The sequence below is a fragment of the Vallitalea maricola genome (assembly GCF_036985595.1).
Classification (GTDB): Bacteria; Bacillota; Clostridia; order Lachnospirales; family Vallitaleaceae; genus Vallitalea; species Vallitalea maricola.
This window is the reverse complement of record NZ_BTPU01000005.1, coordinates 55,010-74,054: the sequence shown is the minus strand read 5'-3', so window position 1 is coordinate 74,054 and position 19,045 is coordinate 55,010. Positions and strand designations below refer to the sequence as shown.

Genomic DNA, 19,045 nt, shown 5'->3' with positions numbered 1-19,045 from the left:
TTAACTTTTTACACTACCTGAGAGTACACCTTTACTAAAATACTTCGCTAAATATGGAAGTCCAATTACAATTGGGATAAGCGAACATACTAAGAGAGCATAAAATACTGTTTCATAACTTATTAACCCATTACCAATAATCGCCTCTTGATCCATAGAATTCATTATTTCATTTAATGTCGTTAACTGTTTACGTATATAAACTTGAAGTGGTATTTTATTAACATCTTTTAATAAAAGTGATTCCCAGAACCAAGAGTTCCATCTCATAACTCCATAAAAAGTTGTTAATGTTGCAACAATAGATTTTGATAACGGCAAATATACATTATTTAACACTTGAAAAAGATTAGCCCCATCAATTTCTGCAGCTTCTTCAAGGTCTTTAGGAATATTGTTTTCAAAATAATTTCTAAGTAAAATAATATTAAAAGCAGATAATCCAAAGCCTAAAATAATCGCAATTCTTGAATTAGTCATTCCCAAACTTTTATAATTAAGATATTGAGGGATCATACCAACACCAAGCCACATAGTCAACACTAAAAACTTATTTAATGAATTACGAAGTTTAAAATCTCTTCTGGATAACGGAAAAGCTGCCAGTACTGTTATTACCATATTAAATATAGTTCCAAAAATAACATATATAAAAGTATTTGAGTAAGATCCCCAAAAACTCATATCTTTAAGTACATATCTATATGATTCAAATGTGATATCAATAGGGAAAAGTACAACTTCTCCACGACTAAATGCTAATCCAGAACTTAATGATACTGATAAAACATATATTAAAGGATATAATGTAATTATTGTGGTCAATATAAAAAAAGCATTAATTATAATAGAAGTTTGAGTTCTTTTTTTAAATTTACGTTTCACTTTCATTTGCTTATATCTCCTCTCTACCATAATGATACTTCTGAATACTTTTTCACAATTTTATTAGCAATAAAAGTTGTAGTTAACGCAATCAAGGCTTGAAATAATTCAGCAGCCGTCACCATAGATATATCACCAGCACCTTGAATACCATGTCTATAGATATACGTACTTAATATATCTGCCACTTCATATGTTTGTGGTGTATACAATAACAATGTTTTTTCATAACCTAAAGTTAATAAGCTACCAATTTTTAGAATAAACATTATCATTATTGTTCCTTTAATTCCTGGCAGACTAATATAACGTACTTTTTGGAACCATGTTGCACCAGCCAGTTCAGCAGCTTCATATAATTGAGGTGATATTGCCATTAAACTGGCAAAATATATTATTGATGAATATCCTGAATTTTGCCATATGGCAGATAAAATGTATATTGTTCTATAATATATTGGTTCAATCAAAAAATGTATTGGTTTATCAATAATACCCAAACTAACTAATATTTGATTGACAATACCACTTGATGGTGATAACAGCTTTATAATTATACTTGTTATAACTACTACAGATATAAAATGTGGTAGGTATAGAATAACTTGATAAAAATTTCTTCGAACCTTATTAGTCATTTCAAAGAAAAATAATGCTAATATAATTGGAATTGGAAAGAACCATACAATTCCATAAAAATTAATTATGATAGTATTTTTTAATGCTCTCCAAAAATATATCGAACCTTTTCCAAATAGCAATTCTCTAAAGTTGTCCAAACCGACCCAAGGGCTATCTGTAATTCCCATAAAAGGGCTAAAATCTTTAAATGCAATTGTTAGACCATATAGAGGTTTAAAATAAAACAACCCATACCAAATCAAAACCGGAATAATCATTATATATAATAATTTATTTTTCTTTATGTCTTTCATATACTCTGCCACTGATAATTTTGTTTTTTTCAATTTAGAACCTCCTAACACAATCTGTTCTAGAGTAATTTTTCCTTCTTATTCTTACATAATTGAGATATCCTAATAGTTTAACTATATAGGATATCTCTTGGTAGAGTACAGATTTACTTGTTTGCTTCTAAATATCTTGCATAAGCTGTAGTATAAATCTTTTCTAATTTATCTAATCCTAATTTTTTTGCATCTTCTATATAAGCATTCCAAGTTTTATCATCAATTTTTTTATATGGTATTGTTAAGAAGATATGATAATTTTCTTCTGCATATGAATCAATAGAAGATTTTAACTTTGCAACTTCATCTCTTTCCTCAGATGTCATAAATCCATTTAATAATGGTAAATATTCCCCCGATTTAAGTTCTCCACTTTTCTTTGCTTCATCATATAAAACAAATGTATTATATGATGCTGGTAATTCTTCATCTAAATTACCATATCCTAATTCATAATCATTTTCTAACCCTAATGGCAATCTACCTCCTCGTTCTTTAACTGCTGTTAAACGAGTTTTTCCTTCCTCATAGATTTCAGTACCTATTTCACCAATATAATGTGGAACTCTAAAATCCATTCCAAACAATTGTTTAGTTTCAATATCATCATAATGTATACCCTTTATACCAAAACCAATTAGATCATGACCTTCTTCTGTAAAGAAAGTATCTAGAAATGCAGCTGCGGCTTCTGGATTCTTACTACTACTGGAAATTGCCCATCCATGATCTTTTAAACGATAACGTTCATCATTATACATTCTTTCATTTGTTACTTGATTTACTGGTGGTAGCATTCCAACTAAATTAAATCCTTCTGGTGCATCATCACGATAGTTTAAACGCCCTCCCCAATATAATGGTTCGTATGTTACACCAGCTAAATCGTTAGGAAAATAATATGCTAAAGGATCTCCTTCAAAAGTAATAAATTCTGGATCAATTAATCCTTCATCATACCAACGAGAAAGTTCAATAATCGCATTTTTCATGTCTTCTGTAAACCATGCATGCTTTACACTAGTTCCTTCAGCTATCATCTTCCCATTAGTTGGTTCTTTATCTCTAGTTCTAGCCCCAAATAATGTTGGTAACGATGCATAGGTTTTATTTAAATTTCCTACTAATGGAACTTCATCTTTTAAGCCGTTACCATTTGCATCTCCATCTCTAAAGGCTATAAGAACCTGCTCTAATTCCTCAGTAGTTTGCGGTACTTCTAACCCTAATTTATCAAGCCAATCTTGACGAATAAACATTGCCGTACCAGCAATTATATATGTTGCTGGTGGATTTAAATTAGGAATAATATAATATTCACCATCGATCCCCATAATTGCAGCTTTTATTTCAGAATTTTCTGGTTTATTTAAATATTGGTGAAAGTTAGGCATAACATGTTCTAATTCATGTAATGGATAAAAAGCTCCTTGTTCAGCATATCTTTGTGCATCTGCATATATTTTGCTTCCACCTACGATATCCGATGGAAATCCATCAATTGCATGCAAATTATAATCATCAACAGATTTTGCATTAGGATTTGCAGTATGTTCAATATCAACATTCAAATCTTTTTCTAACTGTTGCCATATTTCTTTATCATCAGACGGTGTGTTGGCATTATCATTAAAGAATACTGACAATGTAATTTTATCTTTAACAATCGGACCATATGTTCCATCATAAATAACATTACTTTCTTTTTTTGACTCTTTTTGAGGTAATTTAGTATTATTCTGATTACTACTACATCCAACACCAATAAATAATATGCCAACAAATAATAAGCTTAATACTTTTTTCATTAAAAACACTCCTTTTACATTATGTAATTTTGTACAAATTAAAAATAGCCCTTCCTTAACTTTGTAAATGATATCCTAATGCTTACCCTTTTTAATGTGTAACTTAATCTTACTTATTATTTTAGATTATTGTCTTTTCTAATTTATCCAAATCCTAGAACTATATACATATAATATATCTAATCTAATTGTTACAAATGTAATTAATTACATTTGTAACAACCAAATATATACCAGCCTAATTATCCCTTATATCACCATAATATGTAATATAATATCAGGTAAAATATAGAAAGCAATACTAATGTAATTAATTACATTTTGTTTCAAAAAAATAATTATAGTGTTTCTGTCCTTTTAATTTTTAATACTACTTAATTTAGGGTAAATTACAACAAATAATTGACATGTAATTAATTACATGGTAAGCTATAGAATATCGCAATGTATTTTGCATGTTTAATTGTATCATAGTCTTAATTCATAGTCAAGATATTTATATGTATTAACGAATTAGGCTAACTCATTACCCATTAGAATTTATTAAATAATATAATATATTTTAAAATTAAACAAATTTTTTGGAGTGATATAAAATGAATATAAAAGAAATTGCTCAACGTTCTGGAGTATCTGTAGCTACTGTATCAAGAGTAATAAATAATAACCCAAAAGTTAAATTAGAAACAAGAAATAAAGTTTTAAGCGTTATAAACGAAACTAATTATTACCCACAATTTATAGCCCAAAATATGCGTGGAAGAAAAACAAACATGATTCTAGTAGTTATTCCAGACATTATTAATCCTGTTTTTAATGTAATGATTGATGGTATCGTCCAAACTCTTAATCTTAAAGGTTATAAAACTATTATAACTGTTCGTGAAGGAAATCTTGCTACTATATCTACATATACAGATTTACTGAAAGGCAGACAGGTTGAAGGAGCTATTTTTGTTTCATCATCAATAAAAAAAGAACTTTTTATTGAATTAAATCAATCCTATAATGTTGTAATGTGTTCAGAGTATTTTGATGACGTAGATATGCCTATAATAACAATTAATAATGAACAAGCGGCATATGAAATAACAAAATATCTAATACGTCTTGGCAAAAAAAATATAGCATATTTCAGTGCTAAAGGAGAATCTAGTTCCTCAAAAAACAGAAAAAAAGGGATTATAAAAGCATTAGATGAATTTAATATAAATTATACTCCTAACAGTTTTCAAAAATCTAATTCAAAGAAATTTGATTTTGGAAATCAAGTTATAGATCATATAATTAAATATCCAGATACTGATGCTTTAATTATTAACTCAGATTTTCAAGCAGTTTATGCTTTAAAGGCACTAAAAAAATTCAAGCGAAATATAGATATCGTTAGTTTCGATGGAACTTATTTTTTAGATATAATTGATGATAATATTACCTGCATTAAACAACCTTTCTTTGAAATTGGTACTAAAGCAGTTGAAGTTCTACTTAATAAAATTGAAGGAAAATCATACGAGAAGAATAATATATTAGCCTATAAGCTTATTAATGGTATCTAGTTTCTTTTATAATGTTATTTTAATCTTTAAATTCTTTAAGCTAAAAAAACTAAATTAACAAAGGCATCCATTATTGTATACTGGATGCCTGAATCATTTATAAGTCCACCTCTAAATCAACCAAAGGCGCATGCTGCTGAGCACCATAAACATCTGTCTCACCTAACCTCCCAGATGCCATAGGACGGACTATTGTTGCTTTTATTGCTTTTGCTGGTTTGAATTCTATTATATTAATAACATCTTCCATAGATATATGATATAAATCAGCTATAACTTTTTCATTGATAATTTTTTTCTCACAAGCTTTTTCAAATATCTCCCAATCTTTAAAAATGATATCAAAAGTTAATTCATAAGGACCAGCATTTTTACTTCTAATTACTTCTGCTATATCTTTCAACTTAGTTTTCATGATACCAAATCCCTCCTTACTTAATTACTGCACATTAAAATAATCAATCTTAAATAATTCATATGGATCATCTACCTCTACTATATGATAGATACTGAATTCATACACCTCTCCAGCTTTAAAGTCAGAAGGCGAATAAGGAAATGCCAAATTTCCAGCTGTTGATATTCTTCCATCATAACCATAATGAAGCATTGTAGACCTAGCAAAACTACATATTGTATTAGCAATCTTCTGAGTATCCGCTACCGCTTCTATGACAATACCAATCTCATGACTAGTAATTTCTTTCTTTGGTTCAAGAGAACCCATTACCGCATCTCTACCATACACTTTAAAATCCAAATGATATTTATAATCTGCATCCTTGAAATTATCTTTTACTCTATCTCTAACTTCTTGTATAATTGATTCAATCTGAGAAATCATTATACTATCTCTAGTCCCTGCTATTGAAACTGTTCTATAACCAACCTTCTTAGTTCCTTCCAATTTAACAGTATAAACATTAGAAGGCACAAATTTTGAACCAGTAACTTTTACAATATTATCTGTTTCTTGATGAAACTTCGTATCCTGTAAATCTAATATTCCACCAGGTCCTGGCAATATATAAGGATTAGTCTTTTCATACAAAGTATGCGCCGCTACAGACAAAGTAGTACATTTTCTAATAGGGTTAAGAGGTTCCAATCTGAAATTATCCTCTCCTAAGTAACCAAACATACAATCACTTCCACTACCAGGTGTAGCCGCAATACTAGCACACTCCAATATCTTACCCATATGAAGTGCTAATCCAGCATCAAACCCTTCCTTGACCGCTAACGCAGCAAAAACAGTAGGATCATATGCTCTACCAGCAATAATAACTTCTGCCCCCTCTTCCAGTGCCTTAATAATAGGTTCAAGACCCATTTGTCCCACAATACGCTCTGTCTTCTCCAACTCTTCCAATGTCAACTCTGGAACCGGATGCAAAGGTTTTACTTTCCCATCCAACAGCTTATTAATAACATACTCCTTCTCAATCTCAGCATGTATTACAGCCATCTTAAAAGATAAACCATTATCTTCACCAATACTCTTAACTATCTCAACAACCTCCTGTAAATGAGGCTCTCCACCCGAACCACCAGCAGTTCCAACAATAACAGGAATACCACTTTCTCTTGCAGCCTTTATCATAATCTCCAAATCTCTCTTAACAGCCGATTCATCAGTAAAAGAAATTCCCGCTCCAAGATAATAAGGCCCCGGATCAGTAGAACCAGCATCAACCGCTATAACATGAGGTTTTCTCTTCATTCCTTCTTCAAATGATTCCATAGGAAAACCATAACCCAATATAGCCGTTGGAGACAACACTCTCAATTCTCTACTCATTATAAATCCCATCCTTTCTCAAATCTCAATCCAAACAACTTAATTTATCTTAAATTTTTATATATATCCACAATCTATCCGTCAATTCATCCACCGAAGGGTGAAAAGTGTACTAATCACGCAGACCGACCGCTTCCCAGGGTAAGGCAAGTGATTAGTACACTTTTCTACCCTGACCGACTTACACCAATAATAAAAACTAAACCATGTTATTTCTTTCCTTCATCTCCCTAATAGCCAATATCCTCTCCATCTCATTAAAAACAATCATATATCCTTCATCCACACCCATTCCTGGTTTCGCAAGAATCTGAACTGGTTCAGTAGCCATAGCCAAATGCACACAAACTTGTGATGACCTATCAGTCTCATTACAAGTACCACCTTGATAAGCCCCTATTCCTTTTTCCTTACAATACAAAACAGCTTCAATAGTATTATTGATGCCCCCAAGATCTGGAGTCTTAATCTGAATCATATGTCCTGCTCCATTATCAGCAAAATACTTAATATCATCAAATGTATTACACCATTCATCAGCTACTATCTCAACATGAACTCCATTATCATCCAATTTTCTACAAAGTTCACTCAAAGCTTTCATCTGAGCTGTTCTTTCTTCCATATCCATAGGTCCTTCAATTCTCAAAGTCAATGGATGAGCCGCTTTCTCAAGCTCCTTAAGGTATTCAACCATCCTGTCACAATCATTATTAAAGATAAGTCCAATAGTACCATATACATCTATATGGATAACTGGCTGATAATCATTATTATCTCTTATTTCAACAACCCTATCACGAATCCACATGATATATTTTTTTAACAACTCGCCTTTTTCTCCTAATTTCAACTTAACATTATTAATAAGACCATGAGGTAGAATATCAGCACCTTTCAATATCATCTTATCAACGTTATTATATCTATCATCTCCAGATTGCATAAATATAGGAATCTCTACCTTAGAAACAGTAGTATCATATTCATCTGCAACCACCTCTGCCATTATCATTTTTTTACTCTTTGCTACAGCATCTAAAATAGCTTGAGTAACCCCATATCTTACAGCTGTATGCAATCTTTCACCTGAAGGCAATACATAATTATCAATTTCTTCTGCTAAATCTTTAAAACTAGTTAATTCTCTACCTACTAATACTGGTTTAATATACCTATCTATGATTGGTATATATTCTTTTGCAAGAAATAGTGGATCTCTTCCACCTGCCCCAGAATACTGAACTGCTGCACAATCCCCATAAGCTATTTGTCCATCTTCTAATAAAAGCATAACTGATATCGCCTCACCAGCTTGCCTTACAGAACTAAATCCTTTGGTAATTGGTTCCCCACTATATGTAGCTCCATTTTGTACAGCATGTTTTTTTATCGCTCTCTGGTCATCAAAGAAAAAACCTGTTTTCCCTTCCGATAGAATAACGTCTACAATTTTCATTTTTTCCATTCCCTTCTAAGAATACAATTACAGTATCTACTATTATTATCTTGGTCTTCCCACCAATCTTCCTTTACCTATTGCATATATATCATCAATAACCATTTGGAAACTCATATCTCTTTTTTCGTATTTTGCTCTTTCAAGCATTTTGCTATAATGATAATCTTTGATTTCTTTAGTAAATGGTATATTGGCACATTCTAAGAATCTAACTGCTCCCATATTATCTCTAGCTGGAAATACTTTTCCTGCATTTTGTCTACTTGGTGCAAAAGGTATGTCTATAACACCTGCCGCAAATGCTCTTAGAGTTCCAACAGCAATGTCACCTTCCCCAAGTTCTATTGTTTTGTCTATGATACAGCGTGTTTCAGCTTTAATTATGTTTTTCTCTTCTTCTAGTTCTTTAGTAAGTTCCATCTTTTGGTCTCTTAACATAGTTACAACTTGTTTAGTAGCTTTTATACCACTTGCATTAGCTTCTTTAGTTGGAACACCCATAGCTTCGTGAGGTGTTTTTACTATTACTTTTGTTGCTCCAGCTAATGCTGCTGTAGCTGCTCCCCATGAAATAACGCCAAATGCTTTTGATTCATCTTCAGGAAATCCACCCATCCATTGATGTAACACAGTAGTAACTATAACGTCTTCATAGCCTAATTTTTGTAGATATTCTTCTGTAAGTGTCTTTAAAGTACTAATAGCTGCCACATCTTGAATTAAGTTACCACATTGTCCATAGCCCACAGTAATATTCTTAACTCCTTGTTCTGCTGCAAGTAAACTTTCTATAATTGCAACACTATGGGAAATACATGGGGGTACTAATGTTCCAGTAAGCGGACCAAAAGGTTCTCTATTAATACTAATGCCTGCTTCTTCATAGAGACCTATAAGGCGGTCAACATACTGCCAATCATATATAGTTTTATCTAGGGGTATATTTTTCGAATATGGAATGTTATAAGAGATTCCTCCACCTTCATAGGAGGTAAACCCACCTGCTATTGTTATCTCAGCAAGTAGTCTTGCATCTGGTGTACCATGTCTAACTTCAACAGGTACATTTACAGATTCATTTACTTTTCTACATAAAGAAATGCCATGATTAACTGCAGGAAATCCGTTTAGAAGTGACCTTCCTGCTTTTCTACTTTCATTAATTCCTTTTTCAGCTTCATTATATCTATTGTGTCTTGTGTAGCTGTCAATAGTTGTTGGTAATAAATCAGCTTCTCCTTCATCTACAAGATAATTAAGAAGTTCTATGTGCTTATCAACTAATGCAACCCCTGCTCTTGGCTGTATCAATGTATTACCCAATTTACTGGCTTCACTAAGTTTTCTGGAAAATATCTTATGTTCTGGAATGGCTTCATGGTATTTTACCGCTTCTTCAAAATCTACTTCATTACCTGTTGACCATTGAAAAAGTACTTCATCCTGTATAGTTTTAAAAAGTTTACTATCTATCTTCTTATTTTTTAATTCCATATTAATCCACCTCTAAAATTAGTTTTATTTCATTTTTCATAATACTTAGTGCAATATCTGGATACTTGACTGCTAGTAATCCCATAGCAGCAAATATATACTTACTATCTATAAAAATCTTACCTCGCATAGGTTTTAATACTGTTGGTTCAAGAGGATCGAAAAGTGACTCTTTCAAAACCTCCTTGGCCCTTTTACAATTAATTATTGGACCACCAGTTCCAATAATATTTCTCACAGTTGTCAAGTCCTTACCTGTCTGTACATAAGTCGCTCCAAAAGGAGTATAATGTGTTTCTATTGTTCCAACATGTCTTTTAGTAGCATTTTTTACTGCTAATGAAGCCAGCCCAAAATCAAATTTCTCAAATATTTCATCACTATCAGTTATATATCCTGGGTTAGCTTTAATAAATTGTTGATACTCGTTTATTTGATTCTCTGACAGTTCAGCCTTATTCAATAACTCGTCAATACCACAAGTACCTACTAGAGCATCTGCGCTGTACCTTACTCCTAAATCACCTTCAACAGTTCTTTTGACAAATGGCTCTGGAAGTCCTTTTAAAAGTACCCCTCCTTTGCTGGGTAACCCTTCTGCTATGGAATGGATATCTGTGGTAGCTCCACCTACGTCAACAACTATCAAGTCTCCTATTCCTTTTTCTTTTTTGGTACCTTCTGCTAGAAGTTTAGCTGCTCCCAATACTGCAGAAGGTGTTGGCATGATAATACCTTCTATTAAATCCTTTACTTTTGAAAGTCCTTTGGCATAGACTATCCTTCTCAGAAAAACCTCTCTTATAGCAAGCCTAGCTGATTCAATGTTTAGAACATCAAGCTCCGGCATTACATTTTCACATACAGTAATCTCTTTCTCACTTAAAATATCTGCAACTTTTTCCTGTACTGATTTATTACCAGCTACAATAATAGGTGCTTTTGTCTTTAATGAAGCTAGTATCTTAGCATTATGTAAAATAACTTCTTTATTACCACCGTCTGTCCCACCTGTTAACAATATAATATCTGGTCTAATATTCTCTATCTCTTCTGCTTCACTCTCATTAAGTTCATAAGAAAATACTTTCATCACTTTAGCGCCTGCACTCAGTGCAGCTCTTTTAGCCGCTTCAGCAGTTAAATCTGGAACTAAGCCTATTGCTACCATCCTTAATCCTCCAGCAGCACTACTGCAAGCAAACATTTCTTTTATAGATAAATTCTTATGCTTGGATTCTAGTTTATCTAGAGCATTATTCAGTCCTTCACATATATCTGATTCAATTGTTGTAAATGATTTTGAAGTTCCTATAATAGCTTTATTTTCAAGATCTACTGCAGTTACTTTGGTATAGGTACTGCCAAAATCAATAAGCAATACTGCTTCCATTAATCATTCACTCCTAAATCTTCTTTAAGATCTTTAATAGATACATCTGGAAGTGTTCCTGGAGGATATACTTTATTAAATCCCATATGTAAAAATTTCTGCTTAACTTCTTCAAATGGTGTCTTACCAACTACTAAATTTCCACCAACGTATAGTAAAATATTGCCAATGCCTGCTTCTTTACATTTCTCTCTCAGTCCTCTACAATCCAGTTCTCCATGTCCGTATAATGACGATACTAAAATAGCATCAGCTCCAGTCTCTATAGCTGCCTTGATATATTCTTCCTGTGAAACCATTACACCTAAGTTAATTACTTTGAATCCTGCGTTTTCAAATGCATATGCTAATATTTTATTCCCGACTGCATGAACATCTGCACCAATTACACCTAACACTATCTTTTTATTATTCATTTTGTCCCTCCAAATTACAATTAATTATTTTTAAGGGTATTATACCTAACATTAACTATGCCCTTAATATATAATGAATAATATGATATGTCAATAGCTTTTTTATATATTATGCACAATTTACCAAATTAAACACTTGTTTTTTTGTAGCATTGTATACAATAATTCATGAATTACACTATACTTATCTACACCTCTACCATTATGTTATAATTATAACCACTCATTGAATAATTATTACTAGCAACATAACCCTAATCAAATTAATAAAATAAACTAATTTCTGCAATAACTAAAAAAAACAAAAGAGATACAGATTTTACTCTAGTATCTCTTTGGCTTATTTTATCTTATATTTATTTATATTAACATTAATGACTGTGTAATAGTTTTATTTCTGTCAAATTCAATAATATGACTATTTAATATTTCTAGCAACTTCTATAAATCTTGGTAATGTATATTTATAAAATTCTTTATAGGCATTACAGAAATAATTCTTAGTGTATTTACCATCAATTTTTGGTTCTTTATGTCTTTTACATCCTCCACGGCAAATTCTGTAAAATTCACATTTTTGACATTCTGGATCAGTATTAATGGATTCTTTTATAAAATCGATTGCTCTTTCCGATTTAAATATTTCATCAAAACCTGCGTCAACCACATTACCTAATTTCCACTCATCTAACACGTAAAAATCACAAGGATATATGGAACCATCTGCTTCAATAACTGAACTTACAGAACAGTGACCTCTCATATCACAACTCTCTGGTTCATAGCCCATTATGATTTGAAGGATATTATCAAACATTCTTATACTTATTCCATTACCACTTACAAAATCTTCATACCATAGATCAAAAATGTTTTTCAAGAATATTTCATAGTCTTTTGGAGTAAGTGAATAAGGATTTCTTCCTGGCTCTTCCCCAATTTCATCTAAACAAGGTATGAATTGCAAGAATTTGAAACCCTGTTTTTTATAGAAGTTATATACTTTCCTTCCGTGCTTGGCAATGTGCTTATTTACTACACAGAGAATGTTGTACTGGACATCATATTTATCAAATAACTTAGTTGTCTTTAACACTTTATTGAAAGTTCCTTCTCCATTAGGATAAACTCTATAGTAATTATGGATATCCTTATATCCATCCATAGATAATCCTATCAGGAATTCATTATCATGAAAGAACCTTGCCCACTCTTCATCTATGACAATTCCATTTGTTTGCAATGCATTGTTTAATTTAATATTATTCGTGTTATATTTTTTTACTAATACTATAAATTTCTTAAAGAAATCTAAGGAAGCCATTGTTGGTTCTCCACCCTGAAAAGCAAATGTTACTTGTCCTTCAGCGAATTCAAAAGCTTTTTTGACCAATTGTTCCAATGTCTCTTCTGACATTATTCCATAGTTCTTGACTTCTCTGCTATTCATTACATCATAATAAAAGCAATACTTACATCTTAGATTACAATTACCTGAAGCAGGTTTTATCAGTGTAGTAAGTGGCGGCATACTAACATCTCCTTGCATTATATGTCAATCATTTTATCCATATTTTTATTCGTATCTACTTATTATAACATTTTTTTATGTTTTTTTCAGCATATTCTTGAAACACACTTTACGTTTTGTTTAATAAGCAATGGGAAATGTAGTAAAATCAATTATGATTTAGTCGCCATCAAATAAATTACCTAATCCACCTAATACATCTAGTACACTGCCTTCACCTTTTGATTTTCCTCCAGGTACTCCTCTAACTGCACTTAGCATCCTATCTGCTAATCTACTAAATGGTAATGACTGAATCCATACTTTTCCTGGACCAGATACTGTTGCGAAGAATAATCCTTCTCCACCAAAGAAAGCACTCTTGATTTTTCCAACATATTCAATATTGTAACTAACATCTTTTGTAAGAGCAACTAGACATCCAGTATCTATCTTCAATGTTTCACCTGGCATAAGCTCTTTTTCAATGACTGTTCCTCCTGCATGTACAAAAGCCAGTCCATCCCCTTCTAACTTTTGCATTATGAAGCCTTCTCCACCAAAGAAACCTACACCTAATTTCTTTTGGAACTCAATTCCTACTGATACACCCTTAGCGGCACATAGGAAAGCGTCTTTTTGACAGATTATTTTACCTTGATACTCAGTTAAATCCATAGGTATAATTTTCCCTGGATAAGGTGCTGCAAAAGAAACGTGTTTTTTATCATTCCAAGTATTAGTGAATACTGTCATAAATAAACTTTCTCCAGTTAATACACGTTTACCAGCTCCCATTAATTTTCCCATAAATCCACCTTGGTTGCTTCTCTGAGAACCATCGCCAAAGATTGTTTCCATTTCAATACCTTGATCCATATAAGTCATAGCTCCAGCTTCCGCTATTACACTTTCTCTTGGATCCAATTCAATCTCAACCAACTGCATGTCGTCTCCCTGAATCTTGTAATCAATCTCATGTGCTAATGCCATAGTCATACACTCCCTTACTGTTATTATTAGTCTTAATTATTTCTTTAATAATATCAAATAAAAACATCAACTTCAATTAAAATATAATTAATTTACTGTAAATTACTGAGTATCTATATATTCATTCAACTTAATTTATAATAGAAATTTATTAAAATACGTACAGTTTTATTAGTAAATAATGTATAATAAATATAACAATAATTAAATACTAGATATTATGGGTTATTATGATATAGTATCTTATATCATATTTACATTCAATTATTAATCCGACAAGAAAGGTGGTCATAATATGAGCAATATTGCAGCTTTTTTTGATATTGATGGAACTTTATATAGAGAAGGTCTTATAACGGAGATATTCAAGAAATTGATTAAATCAGAAATTATTGATAAGCAAAGATGGTATAACGAAGTTAGAGAAAAGTATATTAAATGGGATAAACGCATTGGTAATTATGATGATTATTTGATAAAAATGGCTGAAATATATATTGATGCTATTAAAGGTCTTCATAAAACCCAAATTGAATTTATAGCAGGTAAGGTTATTGAACAAAAGGGTGATAGAGTCTATACTTACACTAGAAATAAAATCAAATGGCATACTGAACAAGGTCATAAAGTTATTACTGTATCTGGTTCACCATTTGAATTGGTTAGTGCTATGTCCAAGAAACATGGTTTTCACGATTTTATTGGTTCCATGTATCTGACCGATGATAAGGATATCTACACTGGTGAAGTAAATCCTATGTGGGATAGTGTAAATAAAAAGAAAGCGATTAATGAACTAGTAAAAAAATATAATATCGATTTATCTAGATCCTATGCATATGGGGATACTGCTGGTGACTTCTCAATGTTGAAATCCGTTGCATTCCCAGTTGCTATTAATCCAACAAGAGAACTTGTCAATAAGCTGAAAAACGATTCTCAAACATATTCAAAAGCACAGATAATAGTAGAAAGAAAAGATATGGTTTACAAGTTATCCCCTTCAGATATAATATTTGAAGATAATTGATAATAGCTTGTACAATAATAAGATAAGGGAAGTCTTCCAATATATATGGTAAGCTTCCCTTTAGTTATTCTGCTTCTTGTTCCAATTTTTTGTTTTCTATAAACACTTTTACGAATAATGGACATAGTAATAATAATAAACCTGATATGAAAAACGTAATTTGCATATTATTTATATGCATACCCAAAATTACTAATTCCTTGTTTTCTAATAATTTTATTATCCTACCACCTATCCAAACCGCTATTCCACTAATAATTCCTCCAATAGCAGCATTTAGTCCGATATACATAGTTCTTCCTTCTTTTTTAGCATATAGAAATTGTATATTGAACATGGATATCCCTATACCTCCCCAAGCTATACCAGATAGTATATGTAAAATAGGTGCAAAGACAGTATAATTAGATACATTAACAAATCCCCATGTGAAATGCACTACAGCTAATATCCCAATGGAACATTCTGTACTTAAAAACCATGATTTCTTATCTGCTATACGACCCCATTTATTAGCTACTACTACCCTTACTACAGTTGCTACAACTGATAATGACATCATGTAAGTGTATTTCAGATTAAGCTTAGTAACCATATATATAGCAATGTAAGGACCTCCTATCTGCAAGGAGAAATTCCATATTATAAATAGTAGTATTATCTTTCTAAAAGATGTATCTTTTAACGGTGTTGTTAATACTTGTTTAATATTATATTTTTTGATAACGTAATTTTCTTTAAATTCATCTATATGCATCAAAGCGTAAATATTCAAAAGCCCTAGAATTGCAATAATTCCACCAACTACTGCAAAACCTATCATTTGATTACCTGCATCCTTAGAATAATCAAGTACTTTTCCTAAAAAGATTGTTAGTATAGCTGTTGTTCCTAGAGATATTTTATCTCTATAGGCTAAATACTGCCCTCTAATTGATATAGGTGTAACATCAACTAACCAATTAAATAATGCGGGACTAATCAAAGCATTCATTGAGTAAGCTAATATGTAACATAAAATAAAAGCTTCTAATCCATATCCAAGTGGTATGAGTAACATAGGTATGAAATATACTAATGACAGTAATGACCTAAGTACTATAGCCATACTTATAATTGTTTTTTTACGGCTTTCTAATCTCTCAAATATCAATGAAGAGAATATCTGTAATAAACCAACTATTGCAGGGGCTACTGCTACCATTCCATTTACTTGTTCAGATCCATTTAATAAGTTAATGAAACCAGCTAAAAATGCTCCAGCTGTCAAGGAATTTTGTCCTATACCTGTGACACCTTCCATGATGAAATATTTTCTACTTCTATGTTTAGAACTAACCTCTGTTGTTTTATTTTTATAGCTCTTATTTTTTAGCACACTTAATACAAGTGACCCCATTATGCTCCACCTCGTTTCAAAACTATAATTCAAAAAGCATTATACTCACATTACTTCATAAAAAAAATGTTTATACTGGTATTTACAATGTCATTTTTGGTAATAGAAATAATGTAAAAAAATTGGGGTTGTATTCATCTTTCTTTATGGTAAAATGAATTTTAAATAACGAAATTAAGGAAGTGCAATATGAATATAGCAGAAATAGTACATAGGAAATTTCAAAATAATGAATCTCATCATAGAGTTTTAAGTAACAATAATTCTCTAGGAGTGTTACTTAGTGGTTATGTTAGGAAAAATAGCATAAATGGTTCTCATATCAATTATACACCTAAAGAATATCATGGTTTATTTGTTTTATCTGGCAAAGGTATTTACAAGGATGATGAAGGTAGAGAAATATCCATTGAATCTGGAGATTTTATTCAGAGATTTCCTAATAAAACTCATAGTACCATAGTTACTACAGACGACTGGAGCGAATTATATCTTTCTATAGGTCATAACGTTTTTAATAGTCTAGCTGAGATATATGTATTTTCTCCTGATAAACCTGTTTTGACTCCTGGACATGATTTTGAACTTATTCAACAAATGCTGGATTTTCATTACAGACTAGATAAAGCTAACAGAATTGAACTTCCTCTACTTATGAATGAGGCTATTTCTATTATTTCTAAGGCAACTTACCTTGATAGGATTAATAGGACAACAACAGATGAAATGAATATATTAGCAATGAGTATTAAATACATAGAAGAAAATATAACCAACAGGATTTCAGTTGAAGATGTAGCATTATATGTAAATATGGGTTATGAGAAGTTTAGAAAGCTCTTCACGAAGCAATATAGAATTTCACCAGGTAATTACATTCTTAATAGGAGAATTAACGCTGCTCAAAAATTATTATCTGCTGGTAATTTATCAGTAAAAGAAATCTCTGTGGAACTGGGCTATCCAGATTCTTATACATTTTCTAAGCAATTCAAGAAACTTACTGGACATACGCCTTCGGAGTTTAAAAGGTTTTACTATTAGGACAATAAACAAAAATCTATCCTCTTCTCTTATTAGAGATTTAAGCAATAAAAAAAATTTTATTATTTGGAAAAACACTAATTTTACATATATATCATATGGTAACTTATAGACATTTATAAGGAGTATATTAATGAGAGATATGTACAACTCAAAAAGACCAGTTTTTCTGGAACGTCCTAATAGGATGCAACCTCCAGTAAGACCAGATAAAGAGAATAATGAATCTATGAAACAACCTGAACCCGAGATTAGATTGGCAACAGCTTATATACCCAACCAACCTTATGTAGGATTAGTCCCTTTACAAGAAGGCTTCCATAGAGGAAGTATGTTTCCTAATCTATATCAACCTTATCGTGATTGGAGGCGTCATTAATGTATGATAAAAAATTAATGAGAGAAATACAACAATTAGGATTTGCTGCCTTAGACCTTAATCTCTATCTAGATACCCATCCTGATTGTAAAAAAGCAATTTCAGATTATAATGTTATACAACGTCAATATGAAAACAAGAGACGTATGTATGAGTTAAATGTGGGTCCACTAGTTAACTTTGGTATGTCTCCAAGCAAATATCCGTGGGAATGGTTAGATGGACCATGGCCATGGGAAAATGAATAAAGGAGGATAAAGTATGTGGTTATATGAAAAAAGATTGCAATTTCCTGTTAATATTAAAAAGAAAGATCTAAGAATGGCAGGGTTACTAGTTACCCAATACGGAGGACCTGACGGGGAATTAGGTGCTGCTATTCGTTATCTTAATCAAAGATATGCTATGCCAACCAATAAGACTAAAGGATTGTTGACGGATATTGGAACTGAAGAATTAGCCCATGTAGAAATAATATCCGCAATGATTTACCAACTACTTAAAGGTGCTACAATCCAAGAATTGAAAGATGCTGGATTGGCTCCACATTATGCACAACATAATCATGGCCTGTTCCCAACTGATGCAAGTGGAGTTCCTTTCACTGTAGCAGGTATCGGCTCATTGGGTGACCCTGTTACTGACTTACACGAAAACCTTGCTGCTGAGCAAAAAGCTAGAGCCACTTATGAACACCTTATGAATCTTACTGATGATCCAGATATAATTGAACCATTGAAGTTCTTACGCCAAAGAGAAGTAATTCATTTCCAACGGTTTGGTGAAGCTCTTGATGATGTTCAGAATGAATTAAATAGAAAGAAATATTATTAAAATTTAGTTATTACTAGTTTTAATACATATAAAATTAATCATACAAATAATTCAAGCTAGAATTTGC

At 31.6% G+C, this 19,045-nt stretch carries 18 protein-coding genes; 6 read left to right on the top strand and 12 right to left on the bottom strand.

Features of this window, described 5'->3' with window-relative positions; all coding sequences use genetic code 11:
* From AACQ14_RS01915 to AACQ14_RS01905, 3 genes are all read right to left on the bottom strand, one after another.
* Entirely contained in the window at positions 1–891 is an 891-nt protein-coding gene (locus tag AACQ14_RS01915; protein WP_339361879.1) for a carbohydrate ABC transporter permease, read from the bottom strand.
* Between the two features lie 17 nt (positions 892–908).
* On the bottom strand, positions 909–1,853 hold the full coding sequence (locus tag AACQ14_RS01910) for an ABC transporter permease (RefSeq protein ID WP_339361878.1): 945 nt from the start codon (positions 1,851–1,853) through the stop codon (positions 909–911).
* Between the two features lie 113 nt (positions 1,854–1,966).
* Positions 1,967–3,664, bottom strand: coding sequence for an extracellular solute-binding protein (locus tag AACQ14_RS01905; RefSeq protein WP_339361877.1), 1,698 nt, complete (start codon positions 3,662–3,664; stop codon positions 1,967–1,969).
* Positions 3,665–4,260: 596 nt separating this feature from the next.
* On the opposite strand from AACQ14_RS01905, the gene AACQ14_RS01900 reads away from it, so the two are divergent.
* Positions 4,261–5,223 carry a LacI family DNA-binding transcriptional regulator gene (locus tag AACQ14_RS01900; RefSeq protein ID WP_339361876.1) on the top strand — a complete coding sequence of 321 codons (963 nt, stop codon included), beginning with the start codon at positions 4,261–4,263 and terminating at the stop codon, positions 5,221–5,223.
* Between the two features lie 97 nt (positions 5,224–5,320).
* Here AACQ14_RS01900 and AACQ14_RS01895 read toward each other — a convergent pair whose 3' ends face one another.
* The 8 genes from AACQ14_RS01895 to AACQ14_RS01860 all read right to left on the bottom strand — a co-directional run bounded on the left by AACQ14_RS01895 (position 5,321) and on the right by AACQ14_RS01860 (position 14,292).
* Complete coding sequence (locus AACQ14_RS01895; RefSeq protein ID WP_339361875.1) at positions 5,321–5,638, bottom strand: DUF4387 domain-containing protein; 318 nt, start codon at positions 5,636–5,638, stop codon at positions 5,321–5,323.
* Between the two features lie 24 nt (positions 5,639–5,662).
* Positions 5,663–7,024 carry an acyclic terpene utilization AtuA family protein gene (locus AACQ14_RS01890; RefSeq protein ID WP_339361874.1) on the bottom strand — a complete coding sequence of 454 codons (1,362 nt, stop codon included), beginning with the start codon at positions 7,022–7,024 and terminating at the stop codon, positions 5,663–5,665.
* A 199-nt stretch (positions 7,025–7,223) separates the two neighbouring features.
* Positions 7,224–8,483 (bottom strand): methylaspartate ammonia-lyase, encoded by a 1,260-nt coding sequence (locus AACQ14_RS01885; protein ID WP_339361873.1) that lies wholly within the window; start codon positions 8,481–8,483, stop codon positions 7,224–7,226.
* Between the two features lie 45 nt (positions 8,484–8,528).
* Positions 8,529–9,980 carry a methylaspartate mutase subunit E gene (locus tag AACQ14_RS01880; RefSeq protein WP_339361872.1) on the bottom strand — a complete coding sequence of 484 codons (1,452 nt, stop codon included), beginning with the start codon at positions 9,978–9,980 and terminating at the stop codon, positions 8,529–8,531.
* A 1-nt stretch (position 9,981) separates the two neighbouring features.
* Positions 9,982–11,373, bottom strand: a complete 1,392-nt coding sequence (gene glmL, locus AACQ14_RS01875; RefSeq protein ID WP_339361871.1) for a methylaspartate mutase accessory protein GlmL — start codon at positions 11,371–11,373, stop codon at positions 9,982–9,984.
* Positions 11,373–11,789, bottom strand: coding sequence for a methylaspartate mutase subunit S (glmS, locus tag AACQ14_RS01870; RefSeq protein ID WP_339361870.1), 417 nt, complete (start codon positions 11,787–11,789; stop codon positions 11,373–11,375). Before glmS ends, glmL begins: the two co-directional genes overlap by 1 nt.
* Before the next feature lie 418 nt (positions 11,790–12,207).
* Positions 12,208–13,320 carry an anaerobic sulfatase maturase gene (locus tag AACQ14_RS01865; protein ID WP_339361869.1) on the bottom strand — a complete coding sequence of 371 codons (1,113 nt, stop codon included), beginning with the start codon at positions 13,318–13,320 and terminating at the stop codon, positions 12,208–12,210.
* 159 nt (positions 13,321–13,479) lie between these two features.
* A complete protein-coding gene (locus tag AACQ14_RS01860; protein ID WP_339361868.1) occupies positions 13,480–14,292 on the bottom strand; it encodes a TIGR00266 family protein in 813 nt (270 codons plus the stop codon).
* 295 nt (positions 14,293–14,587) lie between these two features.
* On the opposite strand from AACQ14_RS01860, the gene AACQ14_RS01855 reads away from it, so the two are divergent.
* A complete protein-coding gene (locus tag AACQ14_RS01855; protein WP_339361867.1) occupies positions 14,588–15,322 on the top strand; it encodes an HAD-IB family hydrolase in 735 nt (244 codons plus the stop codon).
* 64 nt (positions 15,323–15,386) lie between these two features.
* Here AACQ14_RS01855 and AACQ14_RS01850 read toward each other — a convergent pair whose 3' ends face one another.
* On the bottom strand, positions 15,387–16,721 hold the full coding sequence (locus AACQ14_RS01850) for an MFS transporter (RefSeq protein WP_339361866.1): 1,335 nt from the start codon (positions 16,719–16,721) through the stop codon (positions 15,387–15,389).
* 189 nt (positions 16,722–16,910) lie between these two features.
* Here AACQ14_RS01850 and AACQ14_RS01845 point away from each other — a divergent pair, with 189 nt between their 5' ends.
* From AACQ14_RS01845 to AACQ14_RS01830, 4 genes are all read left to right on the top strand, one after another.
* Positions 16,911–17,765, top strand: a complete 855-nt coding sequence (locus AACQ14_RS01845) for a helix-turn-helix domain-containing protein (RefSeq protein ID WP_339361865.1) — start codon at positions 16,911–16,913, stop codon at positions 17,763–17,765.
* 133 nt (positions 17,766–17,898) lie between these two features.
* Positions 17,899–18,144, top strand: coding sequence for a spore coat associated protein CotJA (locus tag AACQ14_RS01840; RefSeq protein WP_339361864.1), 246 nt, complete (start codon positions 17,899–17,901; stop codon positions 18,142–18,144).
* Positions 18,144–18,392 (top strand): spore coat protein CotJB, encoded by a 249-nt coding sequence (locus AACQ14_RS01835; protein WP_113675992.1) that lies wholly within the window; start codon positions 18,144–18,146, stop codon positions 18,390–18,392. The genes AACQ14_RS01840 and AACQ14_RS01835 overlap by 1 nt, the downstream gene beginning before the upstream one ends.
* 13 nt (positions 18,393–18,405) lie before the next feature.
* Positions 18,406–18,978, top strand: coding sequence for a manganese catalase family protein (locus AACQ14_RS01830; RefSeq protein WP_339361862.1), 573 nt, complete (start codon positions 18,406–18,408; stop codon positions 18,976–18,978).
* The last annotated feature ends 67 nt before the right edge of the window (positions 18,979–19,045 follow it).

Excerpts from the sequence above, each read along its gene's own strand:
- AACQ14_RS01900 (WP_339361876.1), top strand. The coding sequence starts at position 4,261 with ATGAATATAAAAGAAATTGCTCAACGTTCTGGAGTATCTGTAGCTACT.
- AACQ14_RS01905 (WP_339361877.1), bottom strand. The coding sequence starts at position 3,664 with ATGAAAAAAGTATTAAGCTTATTATTTGTTGGCATATTATTTATTGGT.
- glmS (WP_339361870.1), bottom strand. The coding sequence starts at position 11,789 with ATGAATAATAAAAAGATAGTGTTAGGTGTAATTGGTGCAGATGTTCAT.
- AACQ14_RS01915 (WP_339361879.1), bottom strand. The coding sequence starts at position 891 with ATGAAAGTGAAACGTAAATTTAAAAAAAGAACTCAAACTTCTATTATA.
- AACQ14_RS01840 (WP_339361864.1), top strand. The coding sequence starts at position 17,899 with ATGAGAGATATGTACAACTCAAAAAGACCAGTTTTTCTGGAACGTCCT.
- AACQ14_RS01895 (WP_339361875.1), bottom strand. The coding sequence starts at position 5,638 with ATGAAAACTAAGTTGAAAGATATAGCAGAAGTAATTAGAAGTAAAAAT.
- AACQ14_RS01885 (WP_339361873.1), bottom strand. The coding sequence starts at position 8,483 with ATGAAAATTGTAGACGTTATTCTATCGGAAGGGAAAACAGGTTTTTTC.
- AACQ14_RS01850 (WP_339361866.1), bottom strand. The coding sequence starts at position 16,721 with ATGGGGTCACTTGTATTAAGTGTGCTAAAAAATAAGAGCTATAAAAAT.
- AACQ14_RS01845 (WP_339361865.1), top strand. The coding sequence starts at position 16,911 with ATGAATATAGCAGAAATAGTACATAGGAAATTTCAAAATAATGAATCT.
- AACQ14_RS01890 (WP_339361874.1), bottom strand. The coding sequence starts at position 7,024 with ATGAGTAGAGAATTGAGAGTGTTGTCTCCAACGGCTATATTGGGTTAT.
- AACQ14_RS01835 (WP_113675992.1), top strand. The coding sequence starts at position 18,144 with ATGTATGATAAAAAATTAATGAGAGAAATACAACAATTAGGATTTGCT.
- AACQ14_RS01865 (WP_339361869.1), bottom strand. The coding sequence starts at position 13,320 with ATGCCGCCACTTACTACACTGATAAAACCTGCTTCAGGTAATTGTAAT.
- AACQ14_RS01830 (WP_339361862.1), top strand. The coding sequence starts at position 18,406 with ATGTGGTTATATGAAAAAAGATTGCAATTTCCTGTTAATATTAAAAAG.
- AACQ14_RS01860 (WP_339361868.1), bottom strand. The coding sequence starts at position 14,292 with ATGGCATTAGCACATGAGATTGATTACAAGATTCAGGGAGACGACATG.
- glmL (WP_339361871.1), bottom strand. The coding sequence starts at position 11,373 with ATGGAAGCAGTATTGCTTATTGATTTTGGCAGTACCTATACCAAAGTA.
- AACQ14_RS01880 (WP_339361872.1), bottom strand. The coding sequence starts at position 9,980 with ATGGAATTAAAAAATAAGAAGATAGATAGTAAACTTTTTAAAACTATA.
- AACQ14_RS01855 (WP_339361867.1), top strand. The coding sequence starts at position 14,588 with ATGAGCAATATTGCAGCTTTTTTTGATATTGATGGAACTTTATATAGA.